At 34.8% G+C, this 16,481-nt stretch carries 13 protein-coding genes, 1 tRNA gene and 1 pseudogene; 9 read left to right on the forward strand and 6 right to left on the reverse strand.

Features of this window, described 5'->3' with window-relative positions; all coding sequences use genetic code 11:
- Window positions 1-177 precede the first annotated feature (177 nt).
- From ACNQGN_RS02950 to ACNQGN_RS02975, 6 genes are all read left to right on the forward strand, one after another.
- Entirely contained in the window at window positions 178-1,191 is a 1,014-nt protein-coding gene (locus tag ACNQGN_RS02950) for a hypothetical protein (RefSeq protein WP_417986368.1), read from the forward strand.
- A 134-nt stretch (window positions 1,192-1,325) separates the two neighbouring features.
- Window positions 1,326-2,039 carry a 16S rRNA (cytidine(1402)-2'-O)-methyltransferase gene (gene rsmI, locus ACNQGN_RS02955; protein WP_417986369.1) on the forward strand — a complete coding sequence of 238 codons (714 nt, stop codon included), beginning with the start codon at window positions 1,326-1,328 and terminating at the stop codon, window positions 2,037-2,039.
- 7 nt (window positions 2,040-2,046) lie between these two features.
- Window positions 2,047-2,391 carry a HopJ type III effector protein gene (locus ACNQGN_RS02960; RefSeq protein WP_417986370.1) on the forward strand — a complete coding sequence of 115 codons (345 nt, stop codon included), beginning with the start codon at window positions 2,047-2,049 and terminating at the stop codon, window positions 2,389-2,391.
- Window positions 2,392-2,503: 112 nt separating this feature from the next.
- Window positions 2,504-4,192: a single-stranded-DNA-specific exonuclease RecJ gene (gene recJ / locus ACNQGN_RS02965; protein ID WP_417986371.1), complete on the forward strand. Its 1,689-nt coding sequence runs from the start codon at window positions 2,504-2,506 to the stop codon at window positions 4,190-4,192.
- Between the two features lie 11 nt (window positions 4,193-4,203).
- Window positions 4,204-5,472 (forward strand): MFS transporter, encoded by a 1,269-nt coding sequence (locus ACNQGN_RS02970; RefSeq protein WP_417986372.1) that lies wholly within the window; start codon window positions 4,204-4,206, stop codon window positions 5,470-5,472.
- Window positions 5,473-5,626: 154 nt separating this feature from the next.
- On the forward strand, window positions 5,627-5,983 hold the full coding sequence (locus ACNQGN_RS02975; protein WP_417986373.1) for a hypothetical protein: 357 nt from the start codon (window positions 5,627-5,629) through the stop codon (window positions 5,981-5,983).
- Window positions 5,984-6,137: 154 nt separating this feature from the next.
- Here ACNQGN_RS02975 and ACNQGN_RS02980 read toward each other — a convergent pair whose 3' ends face one another.
- The 3 genes from ACNQGN_RS02980 to ACNQGN_RS02990 all read right to left on the reverse strand — a co-directional run bounded on the left by ACNQGN_RS02980 (window position 6,138) and on the right by ACNQGN_RS02990 (window position 8,305).
- A complete protein-coding gene (locus tag ACNQGN_RS02980) occupies window positions 6,138-6,893 on the reverse strand; it encodes a UDP-2,3-diacylglucosamine diphosphatase (protein WP_417986374.1) in 756 nt (251 codons plus the stop codon).
- Window positions 6,894-6,897: 4 nt separating this feature from the next.
- Window positions 6,898-7,362: a 6-pyruvoyl trahydropterin synthase family protein gene (locus ACNQGN_RS02985; protein ID WP_417986375.1), complete on the reverse strand. Its 465-nt coding sequence runs from the start codon at window positions 7,360-7,362 to the stop codon at window positions 6,898-6,900.
- 175 nt (window positions 7,363-7,537) lie between these two features.
- A complete protein-coding gene (locus tag ACNQGN_RS02990) occupies window positions 7,538-8,305 on the reverse strand; it encodes an enoyl-CoA hydratase/isomerase family protein (protein ID WP_417986376.1) in 768 nt (255 codons plus the stop codon).
- A gap of 128 nt (window positions 8,306-8,433) precedes the next feature.
- Here ACNQGN_RS02990 and ACNQGN_RS02995 point away from each other — a divergent pair.
- A tRNA-Ala gene (locus ACNQGN_RS02995) sits at window positions 8,434-8,507 on the forward strand.
- Between the two features lie 82 nt (window positions 8,508-8,589).
- Here the strand turns inward: ACNQGN_RS02995 and mtgA are convergent.
- Together mtgA and ACNQGN_RS03005 are read right to left on the reverse strand one after the other, a co-directional pair.
- Window positions 8,590-9,330 carry a monofunctional biosynthetic peptidoglycan transglycosylase gene (gene mtgA, locus ACNQGN_RS03000; RefSeq protein WP_417986377.1) on the reverse strand — a complete coding sequence of 247 codons (741 nt, stop codon included), beginning with the start codon at window positions 9,328-9,330 and terminating at the stop codon, window positions 8,590-8,592.
- Complete coding sequence (locus ACNQGN_RS03005; RefSeq protein ID WP_417986378.1) at window positions 9,330-10,442, reverse strand: NAD(P)/FAD-dependent oxidoreductase; 1,113 nt, start codon at window positions 10,440-10,442, stop codon at window positions 9,330-9,332. Before ACNQGN_RS03005 ends, mtgA begins: the two co-directional genes overlap by 1 nt.
- A 229-nt stretch (window positions 10,443-10,671) precedes the next feature.
- Here ACNQGN_RS03005 and ACNQGN_RS03010 point away from each other — a divergent pair, with 229 nt between their 5' ends.
- Both ACNQGN_RS03010 and ACNQGN_RS03015 read left to right on the forward strand, forming a co-directional pair.
- Window positions 10,672-12,573 carry a S9 family peptidase gene (locus ACNQGN_RS03010; protein ID WP_417986623.1) on the forward strand — a complete coding sequence of 634 codons (1,902 nt, stop codon included), beginning with the start codon at window positions 10,672-10,674 and terminating at the stop codon, window positions 12,571-12,573.
- A gap of 109 nt (window positions 12,574-12,682) precedes the next feature.
- A complete protein-coding gene (locus tag ACNQGN_RS03015; RefSeq protein ID WP_417986379.1) occupies window positions 12,683-15,115 on the forward strand; it encodes an ATP-binding response regulator in 2,433 nt (810 codons plus the stop codon).
- Here ACNQGN_RS03015 and ACNQGN_RS03020 read toward each other — a convergent pair.
- Window positions 15,112-16,448 (reverse strand): annotated as a pseudogene (locus tag ACNQGN_RS03020) (sigma-54-dependent transcriptional regulator). The gene ACNQGN_RS03015 and the pseudogene ACNQGN_RS03020 sit on opposite strands and share 4 nt — an antisense overlap.
- Window positions 16,449-16,481: the final 33 nt, after the last annotated feature.

The raw sequence follows: 16,481 nt of genomic DNA on the forward strand, positions 1-16,481 counted from the left end.
AAAATGAATAGTTTTTATTACTTTGTAACGGATAAAACCGACTTGAAAATTTTATACTTTTACATCGTTTCAAAAGTATAACATTTTTATTAAAGGTTACTTCTTCCTTAGGCTAAATAAAACTAAGGAATAAATTTATTGATAAAGACCCGCCTAACACACTATAATTTCAAAGTTATGAAAAAAAAATTGGAAGCCGATTTAATCAGCATTGCACACAGAATATTACAACTAAAAAATAAATCTGATATCAATCAATTATATCTGGAAACGCAGAAATTATATGAAAAACTTTCTGTCTTGCGATTTGTAGACGAGCATTTTAGCGAGGTAAAACCAACCATTGGACTTACTGAAATAGAAAAGAAGATAGAAGAAGTTTTTGACCAAAAAGAAGCTGCACAGTCTGATAAAAACACCGCAGTTGAAGAACATGCAGTTGAAACTCCTGTAGAACAAACCGTAGGAACAACTGGAATTTTTCCGGCAACTCCAACTATTCTTGCTGAAGAAATAACTTCAGAGGAGAGTATCGAAACTCCCATAACGGAAAAAGAAGAAAAAATAGCTGTTGAAAAGGAGATAGTAGCCCAAGAAGAAACAATAATTGAGGAAGCAGCACCAGCTCAGGAGGAAACAGCTGTTGAAGAAGAAATTGTGTCTCGCGAAACTGCCCCTTTCACCCCTGCTTTTGAATTATCAAATGAGGAAGAAGTCGAAGAAGTTGAGGAAGAAAAAGTAGTTGAAATCGAAGTGCCAAAAAAAATGGAGGCGGTCCAAATTTCCTTCGAAGATCTATTAGGGGGTAATTATAGTGATGCCCAATTTGTAAAAGTACATCCACTTGAAAATATCCCTACGACCATTGCAATTGATTTCGAAGAAAAACAATTGGATACTATTGAAGAAGCAAAACAAGAGCTGGCGGAACCAAAAATAGCTTCATTAAACGAAAAATTAGCAAAAAACATCAATATCGATTTGAATGATCGAATTGCGTTTACAAAACACCTCTTTGGCAATAGCAGTGAGGATTACAACCGTGTTTTAAATCAATTAATCACGTTTGATACGTTCTACGAAACCAGAGATTTCATTCAGGAAATGGTAAAGCCAGATTACAATAACTGGGAAGGAAAACAAGATTACGAGGAGCGTTTTATGGATATTATAGAGAAAAAATTCCTGTAATTCCGTTTTAATTGTTCTGAGTTCTTTTGAACAAAAACAAAATAATAAAAAACGGACTGAATTTTTACGTTCTAAAATTCATCCCGTTTTACTTCTTATCTCGAAAATTCGGGATGTGTTTAATTTTTTAATTTATGTCAAAATTATATATCGTTCCTACGCCCATTGGCAATCTCGAAGACATGACTTTTCGAGCGATTCGGATTCTTAAAGAAGTCGATTTGATTCTTGCCGAAGACACACGAACTAGTGGAAAATTGTTAAAGCATTTTGAAATTGGCACGCACATGTATAGCCATCATATGCACAACGAACACAAAACCATAGAAAATTTAATTTCAAGATTGAAAGCCGGAGAGAATATTGCCTTGATCTCAGATGCGGGAACACCCGCCATATCCGATCCTGGATTTTTATTAACTCGTGCTTGCGTCGAAAACGGAATTGATGTCGAATGCTTACCCGGCGCAACGGCTTTCGTTCCTGCATTAGTCAATAGTGGCTTACCCAATGACAAGTTTGTTTTCGAAGGATTCTTGCCTGACAAAAAAGGACGTCAAACTCGGTATTTAGCTTTGGCGGAAGAAACCAGGACAATGATTTTGTATGTTTCTCCCCATAAATTAGTAAAGACTTTAGCAGAATTCACTATCTATTTTGGTGAAGACAGACAAATTTCGGTTTCCAGGGAATTATCTAAAATGCACGAAGAAAACATTCGTGGAACAGTCAAAGAAGTCGTAGCCCATTTTGAAAAAACAGCTCCAAGAGGAGAAATTGTTGTGGTGATAAGCGGAAAAACAATTACTAAAGACCCTAAAAAATCAAAATTTTCATCTGAAGAATAATATAAATATGAGTCCAGCATCTTTCTTAGAAAAGTTAAAACAAAGTCCGGAAGCAATCACATTTACCGATACTATTGCAACCATTGAAGAAAACTACACTTTTACTCCAACCACATTTCAAAACGGTTTGCAAATCAATACCGCAGGAGAAAATTCCGGTTCTTGTAAATTATTTGCTTTTGCCCAATTACAAAACTTAACCGAAGCAGAAACATTAGCGTGTTTTGGAGCATATTACTATGAAGATGTATTGAAAAATCCAGAAAAAACCGACCATCAAAACATTCGTAACTTTATGAAAACAGGATGGAGCGGAATTCAATTTGAAGGGACAGCTTTAGTTTCAAAATAGAAAATAAAATTATTGCAGGAGTCAGGTCGAGCGTAGTCATGACCAATTGATGTGTCTCGACTGCGCCCAGCTAAATAAAATCCCAAATCAAAATCTTATAATCCCAAACCATATGCGTTGGACTATCAAATCAAAACCTTCCGAAGACAAGGTGAAGCATCTCGCCCAAGCTTTGAATGTGGAAGATTTTGTGGCAACATTATTAGTGCAACGTGGCATTGAAAATTTTGAAGATGCCAAACGTTTTTTTCGCCCCAGTTTAGCTGATTTGCACGATCCATACCTGATGAAAGATATGGATAAGGCTACAGAGCGTATCGAAAGAGCGATTGAAAATCACGAAAATATTCTCGTTTTCGGCGATTATGATGTTGATGGCACCACAGCTGTTTCGCTCGTTTCTTCCTATTTAAAAACCTATTATCCTAACGTTGCCACTTACATTCCGGATCGTTATAACGAAGGATACGGAATTTCCTACATAGGAATCGACTTTGCTGATGACAACGACTTTTCGCTTATTATAGCTTTAGATTGCGGTATAAAATCCATTGATCATGTAGCCTACGCCAAAGAACGAAACATTGATTTTATCATTTGTGATCACCACAGACCTGATAAACACCTACCTGAAGCAGTTGCCGTCCTCGACCCAAAACGAGATGATTGCAATTATCCTTATGATGAATTGTGCGGTTGTGGAATTGGCTTCAAATTAATTCAGGCTTTAGGTCAAAATCGGAATGAAACCATCGAAGACTTATTCCCATATCTGGATTTAGTTGCGGCTGCAATTGCGGCTGATATTGTCCCGATGACAGGCGAAAACAGAGTATTGGCTTATTTTGGATTGCAAGTCATAAACTCCGAACCGAGACCAGGAATCAAGGCTCTGATTCACCAGATAAAAAAACAAACCTTAGATATTACTGATGTCATTTTCATCATTGCACCGCGAATTAATGCTGCGGGACGCATCAAACATGGCAATCACGCAGTAGAATTACTTACTGAATTTGATTTTGAGCAAGCACAACAATTTGCCTCTGAAATCGAAAAATACAATTCGGATCGTAAAGAATTAGACAAACAAATCACCAAAGAAGCGCTTTCGCAAATTGAAGACAACAAGGAAAAAGACCGCTTTACCTCTGTAGTTTTTCAAGAAGATTGGCACAAGGGAGTTATTGGAATTGTGGCTTCACGATTGATTGAAACCTATTACCGTCCAACCCTTGTTTTTACAAAAAGTGGTGATAAGTATGCTGCTTCGGCTCGCTCGGTAAAAGGATTTGATGTATATAATGCATTGGAAGCCTGCGCCGAACATTTGGAACAATTTGGTGGTCACATGTATGCTGCCGGAATGACTTTGAAAGAGGAAAACTACCAACTATTTAAAGATGCTTTCGAAAAAGAGGTTGAAAAAACCATTCATCCTGACATGCTAACTCCCGAAATTTCGGTTGATGCTGAAATTAATTTTGCTGACATTACCCCAAAACTGACTCGAATTCTCAAACAGTTTGAACCCTTTGGACCTCAAAATATGACACCCGTCTTCCTGACTAAAAATGTAAAAGACACTGGTTATGGCAAGCCTTTGGGACAAGAAGACGAACATTTGAAGCTATTTGTAAAGCAAAACAACTCAGAAGGGATTGCTGCGATTGGTTTTGGCTTAGGCAACAAATTACAAACTGTTAAAAACGAACAACCTTTTGACATGGTTTATTCCATTGATGAAAATGAATGGAAAGGGAATGTAAGTTTACAATTAAGATTAAGAGATATTAAATAACACTTATAAGAATGAGAAACAAAGATCCATATGCAGCCCTCCGTTATAAAGAATTTAATACTTTTTTGTTGTTGCGTTTCGCCATGGTTTTTGCCTGGTCGATGCAATTTATCGTTATCGAATGGCAAGTATACAGCATCACCAAAGATCCACTTTCACTAGGAATAATAGGCTTAATGGAAGTTATTCCCGCAATTTCCATGGCCTTATTTGCAGGTCATATTGTAGATCAAAAGGAAAAAAAAGGCCTATTGTTAAAATGTATTTTGGCTTTTTCGGTCATTAGTTTTGGTCTATTTTTATTGACTTGGCCTACAGTTGTAAGTGATTTCGGCACCCAAACCATTTTGTATTCTATTTACTTTCTAGTTTTTCTAGGTGGATTAGTCAGGGCTTTTCTGGGGCCTACCATCTTTTCCCTATTATCACTGCTTGTTCCTAAGAAAGCCTATCCAAATGCGGCTACCTGGAGTAGTTCCGTTTGGCAAATCGCTTCTGTTTTAGGGCCAGCTTTTGCAGGTTTTTCTATTACTTTAATTGGAGTCCATTGGTCAATGTGTTCTGTTTTTGCCTGCTCTATTTTTGCTTTGCTTGCTTTATCTCAAATAGAAAAGAAACCTATTTTGAATCCAAAAATAGGAGAACCTGTTATGCAAAGTTTGACCGAAGGAATAAAATTTGTTTTCAATAACAAAACAGTTTTAGGAGCTATAACACTTGATATGGTAGCTGTCCTTTTTGGGGGAGCCATTGCACTTTTACCTATATTTGCACAAGATATATTAAAAGTAGGGCCGGAAGGTTTTGGCTTTTTACGAGCTGCCCCAGCCGTGGGCGCCTTTATTACAATGCTTATCACAGCCTATGTTCCACTGAGTAAAAATGCGGGTATAAAACTCTTATCCGCCATTTTCGCCTTTGGAGTCTGCATCATTATTTTTGGCATTTCCACTATCTTTTGGGTATCTCTTTTAGCCCTATTCTTAAGCGGTGTTTTCGATGGTATTTCGGTGGTTATCCGTCAGACTATTTTGCAACTAAAAACACCCGATCACATGCGAGGCAGAGTATCGGCAGTAAATTCGATGTTTGTGGGTTCTTCTAATGAATTGGGGGCTTTTGAAAGTGGCGTTACGGCAAAATTGATGGGAACAGTAACTGCTGTGGTTTTTGGGGGAAGCATGACACTATTTATAGTACTGCTTACGGGAATAACATCTCCTTCTTTCCGAAAACTGGATTTGACAAAAGATTTAGAGGACCACGAAAATCAGGAATAAAATTCAACACTTTTCAATATTCATCTCTTAAAAAGCAACTTCATACATATAAAGTCGGTAAAATAATCTTAGGATTACTTACCGACTTTTTTTTAGAGCTTTTTATTTAGAATAAATCTAAATAATTATTATATTTGTTCCAAACAGAATTCATATGAAAGAAATAAAACAGATATACTACAATGATTTAGGAACTTCATTCTACTGGAAAAAAGAGAACGATGTTGTCATGGATAAAGTCCAATTGATTTTTAGAGAAACAGGATTTTATTTTACAAAGAATGAACTCCTTTTATTTAAGGATTGCATCGAAGATAGTTTTATACTAAACACTTGTTGTGAGGATTGCGAGCTAAAAAATCAATGCCATAAATTTTTACTTAAAACACCTTGCTCACAAATTGATTTGGCCGTTTCCATGGAAGAATTAAAAGCCATGAAAGACTTGGTGGAAGGAACTTTGTTCAAAATCAAACTGGATGATTATTTGAATGGCGTAGGAATGAATTAGGATTTAGATTTCAATTTTCCACAGACAGACGGACAACGCTCACATCAGCTGGGGATCTGATTAGTTTTCCAGTTTGTAATGAGATCCGTTGCGCCCTACTACCTTTTTCACATAGTTTAAAAAAAATAAAAACAGAGAAGAAAGGCTTTAAAATTTATTGATATTTTTTGATTTCAAAATTCTCTCCATCAAAAACACCATATGTAAAATAAGTGATCCAATCACCAAGATTAACATACTCAGAATTTTCGCCAACCGTAACTTTCATAGGTAAATGACGGTGTCCAAAAACAAGGTAATTATAATGTTTAGTTTCTAGTTTTCTTTTAGAATAAAGAATAAGCCACTCCTTGTCTTCACCAAGAAAGGTAACATCTTCATCACCGGAAATCAATTTGTTTTTTACAGAAAGGTATTGCGCCAATCCTACTCCAATATCCGGATGAAGCCATCTAAAAAGCCATTTTGATAACGGATTTGTAAATACTTTTTTCATTCGTTTGTAACCTATATCACCCGGACCTTTTCCATCACCATGTCCCACAAGAAAAGTTTTATCTCCAAAAGTATATTCTTGATTATCGTAGAAAACAGGGATATTCAATTCTTTCTGGAAATAATCTTCCATCCATAAATCGTGATTTCCTACGAAAAAATAAACAGGAATCCCACTATCGCGAATTTCGGCAAGTTTGCCTAAAACACGAACAAATCCTTTTGGGACAACAGTTTTGTATTCAAACCAAAAATCAAATAAATCACCTACTAAAAAAATAGCTTCCGCATCTTTTTTCACTTCGTCTAACCAAGCTACGAATTTTTGTTCTCTTGGAAAACTCAATTCAGGCGTTGGCGCACCAAAATGTTGATCGGAGGCAAAATATACCTTTTTATTGTTTGGTAATTGCATCTAGTTAAAGAATGGATTTCATATTATCACTTGCAAACCATTCTGCAAAAGAAGATTCTGTCTCTTGAAGTTTTAAGGAGAAAAGTTTAATTCCTTCTGGCAATCTTCTCATTATTCTTTGTGAAAAATCGACTACCATATTCTCACTTGTTGGCTGATAATCTACTAAAATAACGTGATGACCACGATTTTTTAATTCGTTTGCCAATTCAATGTGAGGAGTTGTTTCGTTAAAAACTGTTGCGTGGTCAAATTGATCCACAATTTCCTCTTTTACAATTTTCTTCAAATCAGAAAAATCGATAACCATTCCAAATTTTACATCATTGCGGTTTTCAATTGGTTTTCCTATCACTGTTACTGACAATTTATAACTATGCCCATGAACATTTTTACATTTCCCGTCGTAACCATATAAGGCGTGACCGGTTTCGAAACTAAATTGTTTTGTAATTCTGATATTGCTCATCGGAGTTTAATTTTGATGCAAATTTAGCAAATTGATATGAGAAATGACATGTAAAATCTTGGTATTCGGATTACACTAAAGTCTAGCCTTAATGGATTACGCATCATTTTTTAAGATGATTTTCTTTCATTCTATTAAAAGACATACTTTTCATCAGGAAAAAGATACTAAAAAATTACTTTGTGAATTGTGACAAAGCCTTTTTGGTAAAATCAGACAACACCAATCTTCCTGAAATAGCAGCGCGTTCTAACAATAGTGTTTCCCAGCCTTGGGTTCCTTCCCACAATACTTTTTTCATTTCAGACAAGGCTTCCGGATTATAACCAGCCAATTTAGCGCTGAAACTAACTAAAGCTGTATCAAGCTCTTCAACGGTCTCAAAAATATTCACATACAATCCTTTTTCTTTGGCCCAATCAGCACTTTTCCATTCATGTGCTGCTAATGTCATTTCGCCCATTGCTGTTTTTCCAATTTTTCTGGAAACAGCAGGTTCTATTACAAACGGACCAATTCCTATGGCCAGCTCAGATAACTTTACTGAGGCATTTTTTGTCGCCAATGTATAATCACAAGCGGAAGCAATTCCGACGCCTCCACCTACTGTTTTTCCGTGAATTCGGCCAACAATAAGTTTAGAACACAACCGCATAGCATTAATCAAATTTGCAAAACCAGAAAAAAATACTGTACCTTCTTCCTGATTTGAAACAGCTAAAAGCTCGTCAAAAGAGGCCCCTGCACAAAAAGCACCCTCGCCTTCACTTTTAATAATAATCACCAACACAGCTGGATTACCGCTTAAAATTTTGAATTCATTTGTTAAACGTGCTAACAATTCTCCTGGAAAGGAATTGCTCGCCGGATGACCAAATTCAATAGTGGCGATTTTATTTTCGATTGTTGTGATGAGCGAACCTGTTGGATTTTCTACTACCATAGTACCTATTTTGATGTAAAGTTAAAAAAAGTAAAGGATGCTTTTTCTTTTTTTTCAAATAGAATGCATTTGTATTTTTGAAATTTGCTTTTTACTCCAATTATATGTTATATTTGCGAAACATTCCTGGGGATGTAGCTCAGTTGGCTAGAGTGCTTGACTGGCAGTCAAGAGGTCGTGGGTTCGAGCCCCATCTTCTCCACAAAAAAACCGTAAACCTTTAAAATAAGGATTTACGGTTTTTTTATTTTTTATAAAAAAGAAAGACAGCTATAAAAACTGGCTTAATATTCGATTCTCCCCACATGTCGCATCACTCGCACAATTTTAGCTTTTCTTCTATTAATATATGAAGAAGAACTTGTAGCTGAATATTTTCTTGGGTTCGGTAATATCGCAGCTATTCCTGCGGCCTGCATTGGCGTTAAATTTGAAGCGTCTTTTCTGTACCAATGCTCTGCTGCCGCTTGAGCACCATACACACCATCGCCCATTTCGATACTATTCAAATAAACTTCCATGATGCGTTTTTTTCCCCAGATAGTTTCTATCAAAACGGTAAAATAGGCTTCTAAGCCCTTTCTTAAATAACTTCGACCTTGCCAAAGAAATACATTTTTTGCTGTTTGTTGCGATATTGTGCTTCCTCCTTTAATTCTACGTCCTCTTTCATTGCTTTTATATGCTTTTTGCATCGCAACAAAATCAAAACCATTGTGTTTCAGAAAGGTTCCGTCTTCACTTGCAATAACGGCTTTTTGCAGATTGACTGAAATATTATCAAGTGATTCCCAATCATGACTGAAAAAAATTTCTTTTCCTGCCATTTTATTTTCGATGGCACGAATTACCATCAAAGGGGTAAACGCTACTGGTACAAATTTAAAAAGAACCACAAAAAATAAAGACAATCCGATAAACCACAAGAAAACTTTAAATAAAAAACGGGTTAGTTTGTTCATAAAAGAGGTTGTTTCATTTTTTGCGGGTTGTTTTGACCTTTTTGGTGCTATTCTTGTTGCCATTATACTAAATCTGCTAATTCTGTTCCTATTAAACTACCTATTGCCACTCCCATTCCTCCCAATCGCACACCACAATACACGTTATCCGAGACTTGTGAAACAATAGGATTCTTGCTATTGCCAATACCCATAATTCCGCTCCAACGGTGTGCAATTTCGAAATCCTGATTCGGCAAAATTACTTCTTTTAATAATTGTTCCAATTTTTTTTGGACAATTTCTGTCTGTCCAAATTCAGTTGTTGTTTCAGTTTCAAAATCAAGGTTTCTTCCACCACCTAACAGTATCCTATCTCCAACATTCCTAAAATAATAATAACCTCTATCGAGGTGAAAAGTGCCTTTTATATCTAAATTCTTAATTGGTTCCGTAATTAAAACTTGTGCCCTGGCAGGCTTAACAGCACCAACAGTCAACGCATTTGCAAAACCGTTGGTCGCGAACAATATTTTTTTTGTAGTAAAACTAAAGTCGCCAAGGACTACTTCAACAGTATCCCCCTTATCAAAATATGAAGTTACCGTTTGTTGATTCAATATTAAGATATTTTCAGAAATTGCTTCTTTCAACAAGGCCTGCATCATATTTCCAGTATCAATCTGTGCTTCAAAAGGATTAAAAACCAAATATTCCCGTATTTCTTTGAATCCAAAACGATCTACTTCTTTGGCAAAAACATCTGCTTTAAAAAGTGGCCTTAAGATCTCGTTGATGAAAGATAATTTCCCAACGCATTCGCTATAACTGTTTTCATCGGTATTTAAAAACAATTCATACCCGCCGAACGGCTTGAAATCAATAGTGTTGTCACCAAGTCTTTTTCGCAACAATTGCAGACCTTTCCACCTTTTCTGAACCAGATTAACCACTTCTTCTTCCGAATGGGATTTCAAATCGTCAATAATTTCTGAAAGGCTTCCAAAACAAGCGAAACCTGCATTTTTAGTACTGGCTCCTTGTGGTAACATCCCTTTTTCGAGAACTAGAATTTTACTGTCTGGGAATTTTTCACGTAAGCGTAGTGCAGCATGTAAGCCCACAATACCGCTCCCGACAATCGTATAATCTACCTCAGTAAACCAGTTTTTTAATTCCCAATAACTCAAGTCCATATCCAAATATTTTTCTATAAAAATAATAATTTTTAAAAGCAAATCCCCCTGTGCGGTACAAATAAGTTCTCTGAGTTCCAATTAAAATAAAAGTAGCGTGAAGCAATCTTTTATTTATTCAGAGAAAAAAACGCAAAAGGATCTTCATTACCATCGGGCCCTAAAAGCCATTATTAAAACGACAAACATCCAATTAAATTGGCTATTTTTATGGTCCAAAAACAGTTTTATTAAAAAAATACTGCTCACAACCCTAATGACAAATTGCTTAAATGCTATGGCACAAAATGTAATGACACCCGGATTGCTTTGGAAATTAGGAAGAATAACTCCTTTAGGCATTTCCAAAGACACAAAAAATGTAGTTTATAAAGTAGAAACGCCTTCAATTGTAGACAATAAATCGGAAACAACACTATACACCTTACCAATAAATGGCGGAAATCCAACCGAAATAAAAGACACCATTGCCATATTAAAAGACAAGAACACTTCTCCAGATGGAAAATATATTGTTTATAAAGAAGAGGTAAAGGTCGACAAAGTTCTTGGAAAAGATTTGTATCCAGAATTGGAAAAATCGGAAGTTCAAATCTACGATGAACTAAATTATCGCCATTGGGATACTTGGAATGAAGGCAAATTCAATCATGTTTTTCACAAAGAAAATAAAGAAGGTGCTGTCGGTATTGACATTATGAAAGGAGAAAATTTCGACTGTCCACAAAAACCTTTTGGTGACGACGAAGATTATATTTGGTCACCAGACAGTAAAAGTATTTTATACGTTTGCAAGAAAAAAGCGGGAACAGCTTACGCTATTTCCACAAATACCAATATTTTCGAATACAATCTGGAAACAGGAAAAACCATTAACAGAACCGAAGAAAATTTAGGTTACGACACCGAACCGCAATTTTCTTCAACTGGAAACCTAGCTTGGCTACGAATGGAACATGATGGTTACGAAGCGGATAAAAACGATTTAATCGTTAATATAGACGGAATTAACACGAACCTGACAGCTAATTGGGATGGGACGGTGAATCATTTTATTTGGAGTACTGATGGAAAAAAAATATTTTTTATTGCGCCAATAGACGGGACAAAACAATTATTTGAGGTTAATTGTCCAGGACTAACTAAAATCACAAGCAACGTTCACCAAATCACGAATGGAGATTTTGATATTAATGATTTAATTGGCTTTTCAGGCGATGAAATCATCGTCACCAGGACTGACATTAATCATGCGGCGGAAATATTTTCCTTTGATTTACATAAAAACAACTGGAGGCAACTCTCAAATGTAAACACAGCAGTCTACAGTACATTGGCTTTAAGCAAAACTGAAAGAAGGTATGTCAGCACTACTGATGGAAAAAAAATGTTGGTTTGGGTTATACTTCCTCCTAATTTTGATCCATCGAAAAAATATCCAACACTATTATATTGTCAAGGCGGGCCACAGGCTCCATTAACACAATTTTATTCTTATAGATGGAATTTCCAATTAATGGCTGCTAATGACTACATTATTGTGGCGCCAAACCGTCGCGGCATGCAAGGTCACGGTGTGGAATGGAATGAGCAAATCAGTAAAGACTGGGGAGGACAAGTAATGGATGATTACCTTTCAGCTATTGACAATATAACAAAAGAAAAATATGTTGATTCGGAACGTTTAGGATGTATAGGAGCAAGTTATGGTGGCTACTCTGTATTTTATTTAGCGGGAATTCACGAGGACAGATTCAAAACGTTCATTGCTCATGACGGCGTTTTTAATACCCTTAGCATGTTTGGAAGTACGGAGGAGGTTTTCTTTTGCAACTGGGACTTTGCTGGCCCATATTGGGAAAAAGACAATGCAATTGCTCAAAAGGCCTACACTACATTTAACCCAATGAGCATGGTAGAGAAGTGGAACAGACCTATTTTAATTATACAAGGCGGCAAAGATTTCCGTGTGCCTGTAGGACAAGGACAAGAAGCTTTTCAGGCGGCACAATTGCGAGGAATAAAAAGTAGATTCCTATATTTCCCTGAAGAAAACCATTGGGTGCTAAAACCACAAAATGCTCAGATTTGGCAAGGTGAATTTTTCAAATGGTTGAAAGAAACGTTGTGATATAATTGGACACCACTACAAACCTCCCTACAATTGAGTTTTTTCTATTCCACCAAAACATTTTGAATAACTTAACTTTAAACGATTTTGTAATTTTTATCTTTGAAAGATGAATAGCAAAAAAAGTTACATTCCTATTAAAATTTTCATCAGTTACTTAATTTTGGCTGCACTATTTGTTGGCGTAGGCTGGTTTTTGTATTCAGAAAGCACCGTTTTTTCGAAAACGGAAAGTAAGATTGCTAAAGAAAACGACAAAATTTTAAAAGTAAGTAATTTGCTGTCCAATGTTTATAAAGCGGAAAGTTTAGCGAGAATAACAATTCAGTCTGATTCTGAAAAGGACTTCAAGAATTATGTTTCTAAAACGGACTCTTTAAAATCAGATATCGATTCTTTAAAATTACTAGTCACCACCACGTATCAAATTACATTATTGGATAGTGTAAAGTTTTTATTGTCTAAAAAAACTCTAAACATAAAGCAGCTAAAAGCTATAAAAAACAAAGCTGACGACGAAGCTTCAGTAAAAAATGCTATTGAGGATTTAACTAAAATGGAAGCCTCATTAAGAAAGCTCCAATTAGAAGATTTCGTAAAGTACCCTTCAGCAATGGGGGACTATCAACGAAATGTACTTAAAAAATATGTTGCCTATTTAAATCAAAATATCCCTGACGACAGTACAAATACGTTAACAAAAAAAGTATCTGATTCCATTTTGCTGGCTTCTAAAACTTTATTGAATCAAGTTAAAAACGAGACGAAAAAAAAGAAAGAATCACTAAATTATGAAGAAAATAAATTGCTTCAAAACGAACTTTCAATATCAGAACAATTAAGAAAAGTCTTAAACATTGTCGAAAGTGAAATTATTAAAAACACGACAAAAAACTATTTTGAAAGAGAAAATTCATTAAAAAAAACGAACCAAATAGTAACGATAGCAGCCGCAGTCGGATCTTTATCTGCCTTGTTTTTTCTGATTTTGATTTTAAACGATTTTTCAAAAACACAATCCTATAAAAAGCAACTTGAAATTGCTAATACAAGAACTAAATCGCTATTAAAAAACAGGGAGCAGCTCATCACGACCGTGAGTCATGATTTAAAAACACCGTTAAGTACAATCTTAGGTTACACCGAACTTTTAGACAATTCTGACCTAAATAAAAAACAGCTTTATTTTGCAAAAAACATCAAAACCTCTTCAGAGTATATTTCAAAACTAGTTCAGGATTTACTTGATTTCACACAAATCGAAGCAGGTAAAATAACCATTGAAAAAAATTCATTTTCCTTAAATGATGTCATCTCAGATGTTGCAAAAAGCATTCAATCGATCTATGAACAAAAATCAATAGCACTTTTGATTGAAACTGACGATAGATTAAATAATCCTGTCATAGGAGATCCTTTTAGATTGAGACAGATTTTAACTAATCTAATAGGGAATGCCTATAAGTTCACGGAAAAAGGATTCGTGAAAATTGAAACTGAGATCGATATTAAAAATAAAAAAATTAAAATACGAGTTGAAGATTCCGGAATTGGAATAGCAGAAAAAAAACAACAACTAATCTTCGAAGAGTTCACACAAGCGGATAAAAACATCGAAAAAAAATATGGAGGAACAGGATTAGGGCTTACCATTTCAAAAAGTATAGTGGAAATTCTAGGTGGTAAATTAAGTTTAAAAAGCACTTTAGGGAAAGGCAGTATATTTGGAATTGAACTCCCATTAGAATTTGACCCTGAATTAACCAAAAAAGCATTAATTACCAATTTCCCAATTAATGAATTAACAGTTATTATCATTGATGACGACCCTAATTTATTAAAACTTACAACTGAAATTCTAAAACAAAATAATTACAAAGTCTTTCCGTTTAACAATGCTTCCGATGCACTTGAAGCAACAAGAACAAGGTCATTTGACTTTATAATTACAGACATTCAAATGCCCGAAATTGATGGTTTCTTATTTTTAGAAAAACTAAAAAATTCAAAAGAGTCAATATATAAAAACCAACCAATAATAGCTGTTACCGGAAGAACCGATTTAGATCTAGAAGTTTATAAAAAAGCTGGATTTACTAAAGTTGTTAAGAAACCTTATGCTCCAAAAACACTGCTCAATGTAATAAATTTTATTTTTAGTGGCTTTGAAAATCAAGTAAATTCAGAGGAGCTATTTGAAGGGATTAACTCAAGCAGGCCTTATTCTTTAAAACTATTACAATCATTTTTGACAGACGACAATGCAGCTTTAAAGGAATTCGTAACACCATTTATAATAAGCACAAAGGAAAATTTAATCCAATTAGAAAATGCAATCATAGAAAATAACATTCAAGAAATCAAAGAAATTTCACATCGAATGTGTCCAATGTTTAAACAAATTCAAGCCCATACTATCGCCGGAATATTAGATGATTTTGAATTGAATGATCTTCCTTTAGGAGTAATAGTTTCTGATTTTAAAGAATTAAAAAATAAAATAGTAGCGCTTTTTATACTCTTAGAAAAAGACTTAGATTAATCAATATCGTATAGTTTTAATTTATTATACAGTGTTTTTCTATTAATTTTAAGTAATCTTGCTGCTTCAGATTTATTGTTTTTAGTTTGCTTTAAAGCATCAAGAATAGCTTCTTTCTCATTTTCAGACAACGAAAAATCATTAACTTCTTTCTCTGAATTTTGAAAAAATTCTGCAGGAAGCGCAGTTTTTTCGATAAAATCTCCTTGCGATAAAAGGGTGGCTCTTTTTATGCTATTCTGAAGTTCTCTTAAATTTCCGGGCCATCTGTAGTTTTGGAAAATGGTCACGACTTCGCTTGAAAATCCTATAACTTCCTTATTCAATTCTTGATTTGCTTTTTCAAGAAAAAAATCAGAAAAAATCATCAAATCTTCTTCTCTATCGACCAATGAGGGAGATTGAATAGAAAACTCATTGATTCGATGATACAAATCCTCTCTGAAATCTCCATTTTTAACCGCTTCGCGTAAATCCTCATTTGTTGCAGTAATTATTCTGATATCAACGTCAATTTCTTTATTGCTCCCAACGGGTTTTATTTTTCTTTCCTGTAAAGCTCTTAACAACTGGATTTGATTCTCATATGATAGATTCCCAATTTCGTCAAGAAAAATTGTACCTCCGTTTGCTGCCTGAAAATAACCTATTTTATCACCAATAGCTCCTGTAAAAGAACCTTTAACATGTCCAAAAAATTCACTTGCAGCCAATTCCTTTGGTATTGCGCCACAATCAACCGCAATAAAATCATTATCTTTTCTGGAACTTTTTTGGTGAATACTTTTTGCAATAACTTCTTTGCCTGTCCCGCTTTCACCAATAATCAAAACAGACATATTCGTTGGACTCACTAATTGAATATATTCAGCAAGCTTTTTTGAAGCTGCAGAAATACCAGAAACAAATTTGCTCTCAGAAATTGTATTGCTTTTTTTACTCTTTGCACTTGGACTTTTTGGAGTATTCTCAATCGGTGTTTTCAATGCATTGGAAATAACCAATAAAACTTCTTCAGGATTAAATGGTTTAGAAATATAATCTGAAGCACCTTTTTTTATAGCTTTTACCGCCGTATTCACATCAGAATAACCGGTCATAAGAACGACTGGAATTGTCGGATGTGATTTTTTGAACTCTGTCATTAATTCGATTCCATCATAATTAGGGAGTCTCAAATCCGTAATTACAAGGTCAAATTCTTCATTATAAATTTTAATTTTTGCATCTTCCGCTGTAAAAGCAGTGTTACTTGAAATGATTTTTTTATTAGAAATTTTTCTAATAACTTACAAAAAGAAACATCATCTTCTATCAATAAAATCTTTGACATGGTTTTTTTAACTTTGAATGCTAATGTAAAGTT

The organism is Flavobacterium rhamnosi (genome assembly GCF_048286515.1).
In the GTDB taxonomy this organism is placed as follows: domain Bacteria; phylum Bacteroidota; class Bacteroidia; order Flavobacteriales; family Flavobacteriaceae; genus Flavobacterium.

Bases quoted from the DNA above. Each gene is read 5' to 3' on its own strand.
- ACNQGN_RS02950 (WP_417986368.1), top strand. From the start codon at position 178: ATGAAAAAAAAATTGGAAGCCGATTTAATCAGCATTGCACACAGAATA.
- rsmI (WP_417986369.1), top strand. From the start codon at position 1,326: ATGTCAAAATTATATATCGTTCCTACGCCCATTGGCAATCTCGAAGAC.
- ACNQGN_RS02960 (WP_417986370.1), top strand. From the start codon at position 2,047: ATGAGTCCAGCATCTTTCTTAGAAAAGTTAAAACAAAGTCCGGAAGCA.
- recJ (WP_417986371.1), top strand. From the start codon at position 2,504: ATGCGTTGGACTATCAAATCAAAACCTTCCGAAGACAAGGTGAAGCAT.
- ACNQGN_RS02970 (WP_417986372.1), top strand. From the start codon at position 4,204: ATGAGAAACAAAGATCCATATGCAGCCCTCCGTTATAAAGAATTTAAT.
- ACNQGN_RS02975 (WP_417986373.1), top strand. From the start codon at position 5,627: ATGAAAGAAATAAAACAGATATACTACAATGATTTAGGAACTTCATTC.
- ACNQGN_RS02980 (WP_417986374.1), bottom strand. From the start codon at position 6,893: ATGCAATTACCAAACAATAAAAAGGTATATTTTGCCTCCGATCAACAT.
- ACNQGN_RS02985 (WP_417986375.1), bottom strand. From the start codon at position 7,362: ATGAGCAATATCAGAATTACAAAACAATTTAGTTTCGAAACCGGTCAC.
- ACNQGN_RS02990 (WP_417986376.1), bottom strand. From the start codon at position 8,305: ATGGTAGTAGAAAATCCAACAGGTTCGCTCATCACAACAATCGAAAAT.
- mtgA (WP_417986377.1), bottom strand. From the start codon at position 9,330: ATGGCAACAAGAATAGCACCAAAAAGGTCAAAACAACCCGCAAAAAAT.
- ACNQGN_RS03005 (WP_417986378.1), bottom strand. From the start codon at position 10,442: ATGGACTTGAGTTATTGGGAATTAAAAAACTGGTTTACTGAGGTAGAT.
- ACNQGN_RS03015 (WP_417986379.1), top strand. From the start codon at position 12,683: ATGAATAGCAAAAAAAGTTACATTCCTATTAAAATTTTCATCAGTTAC.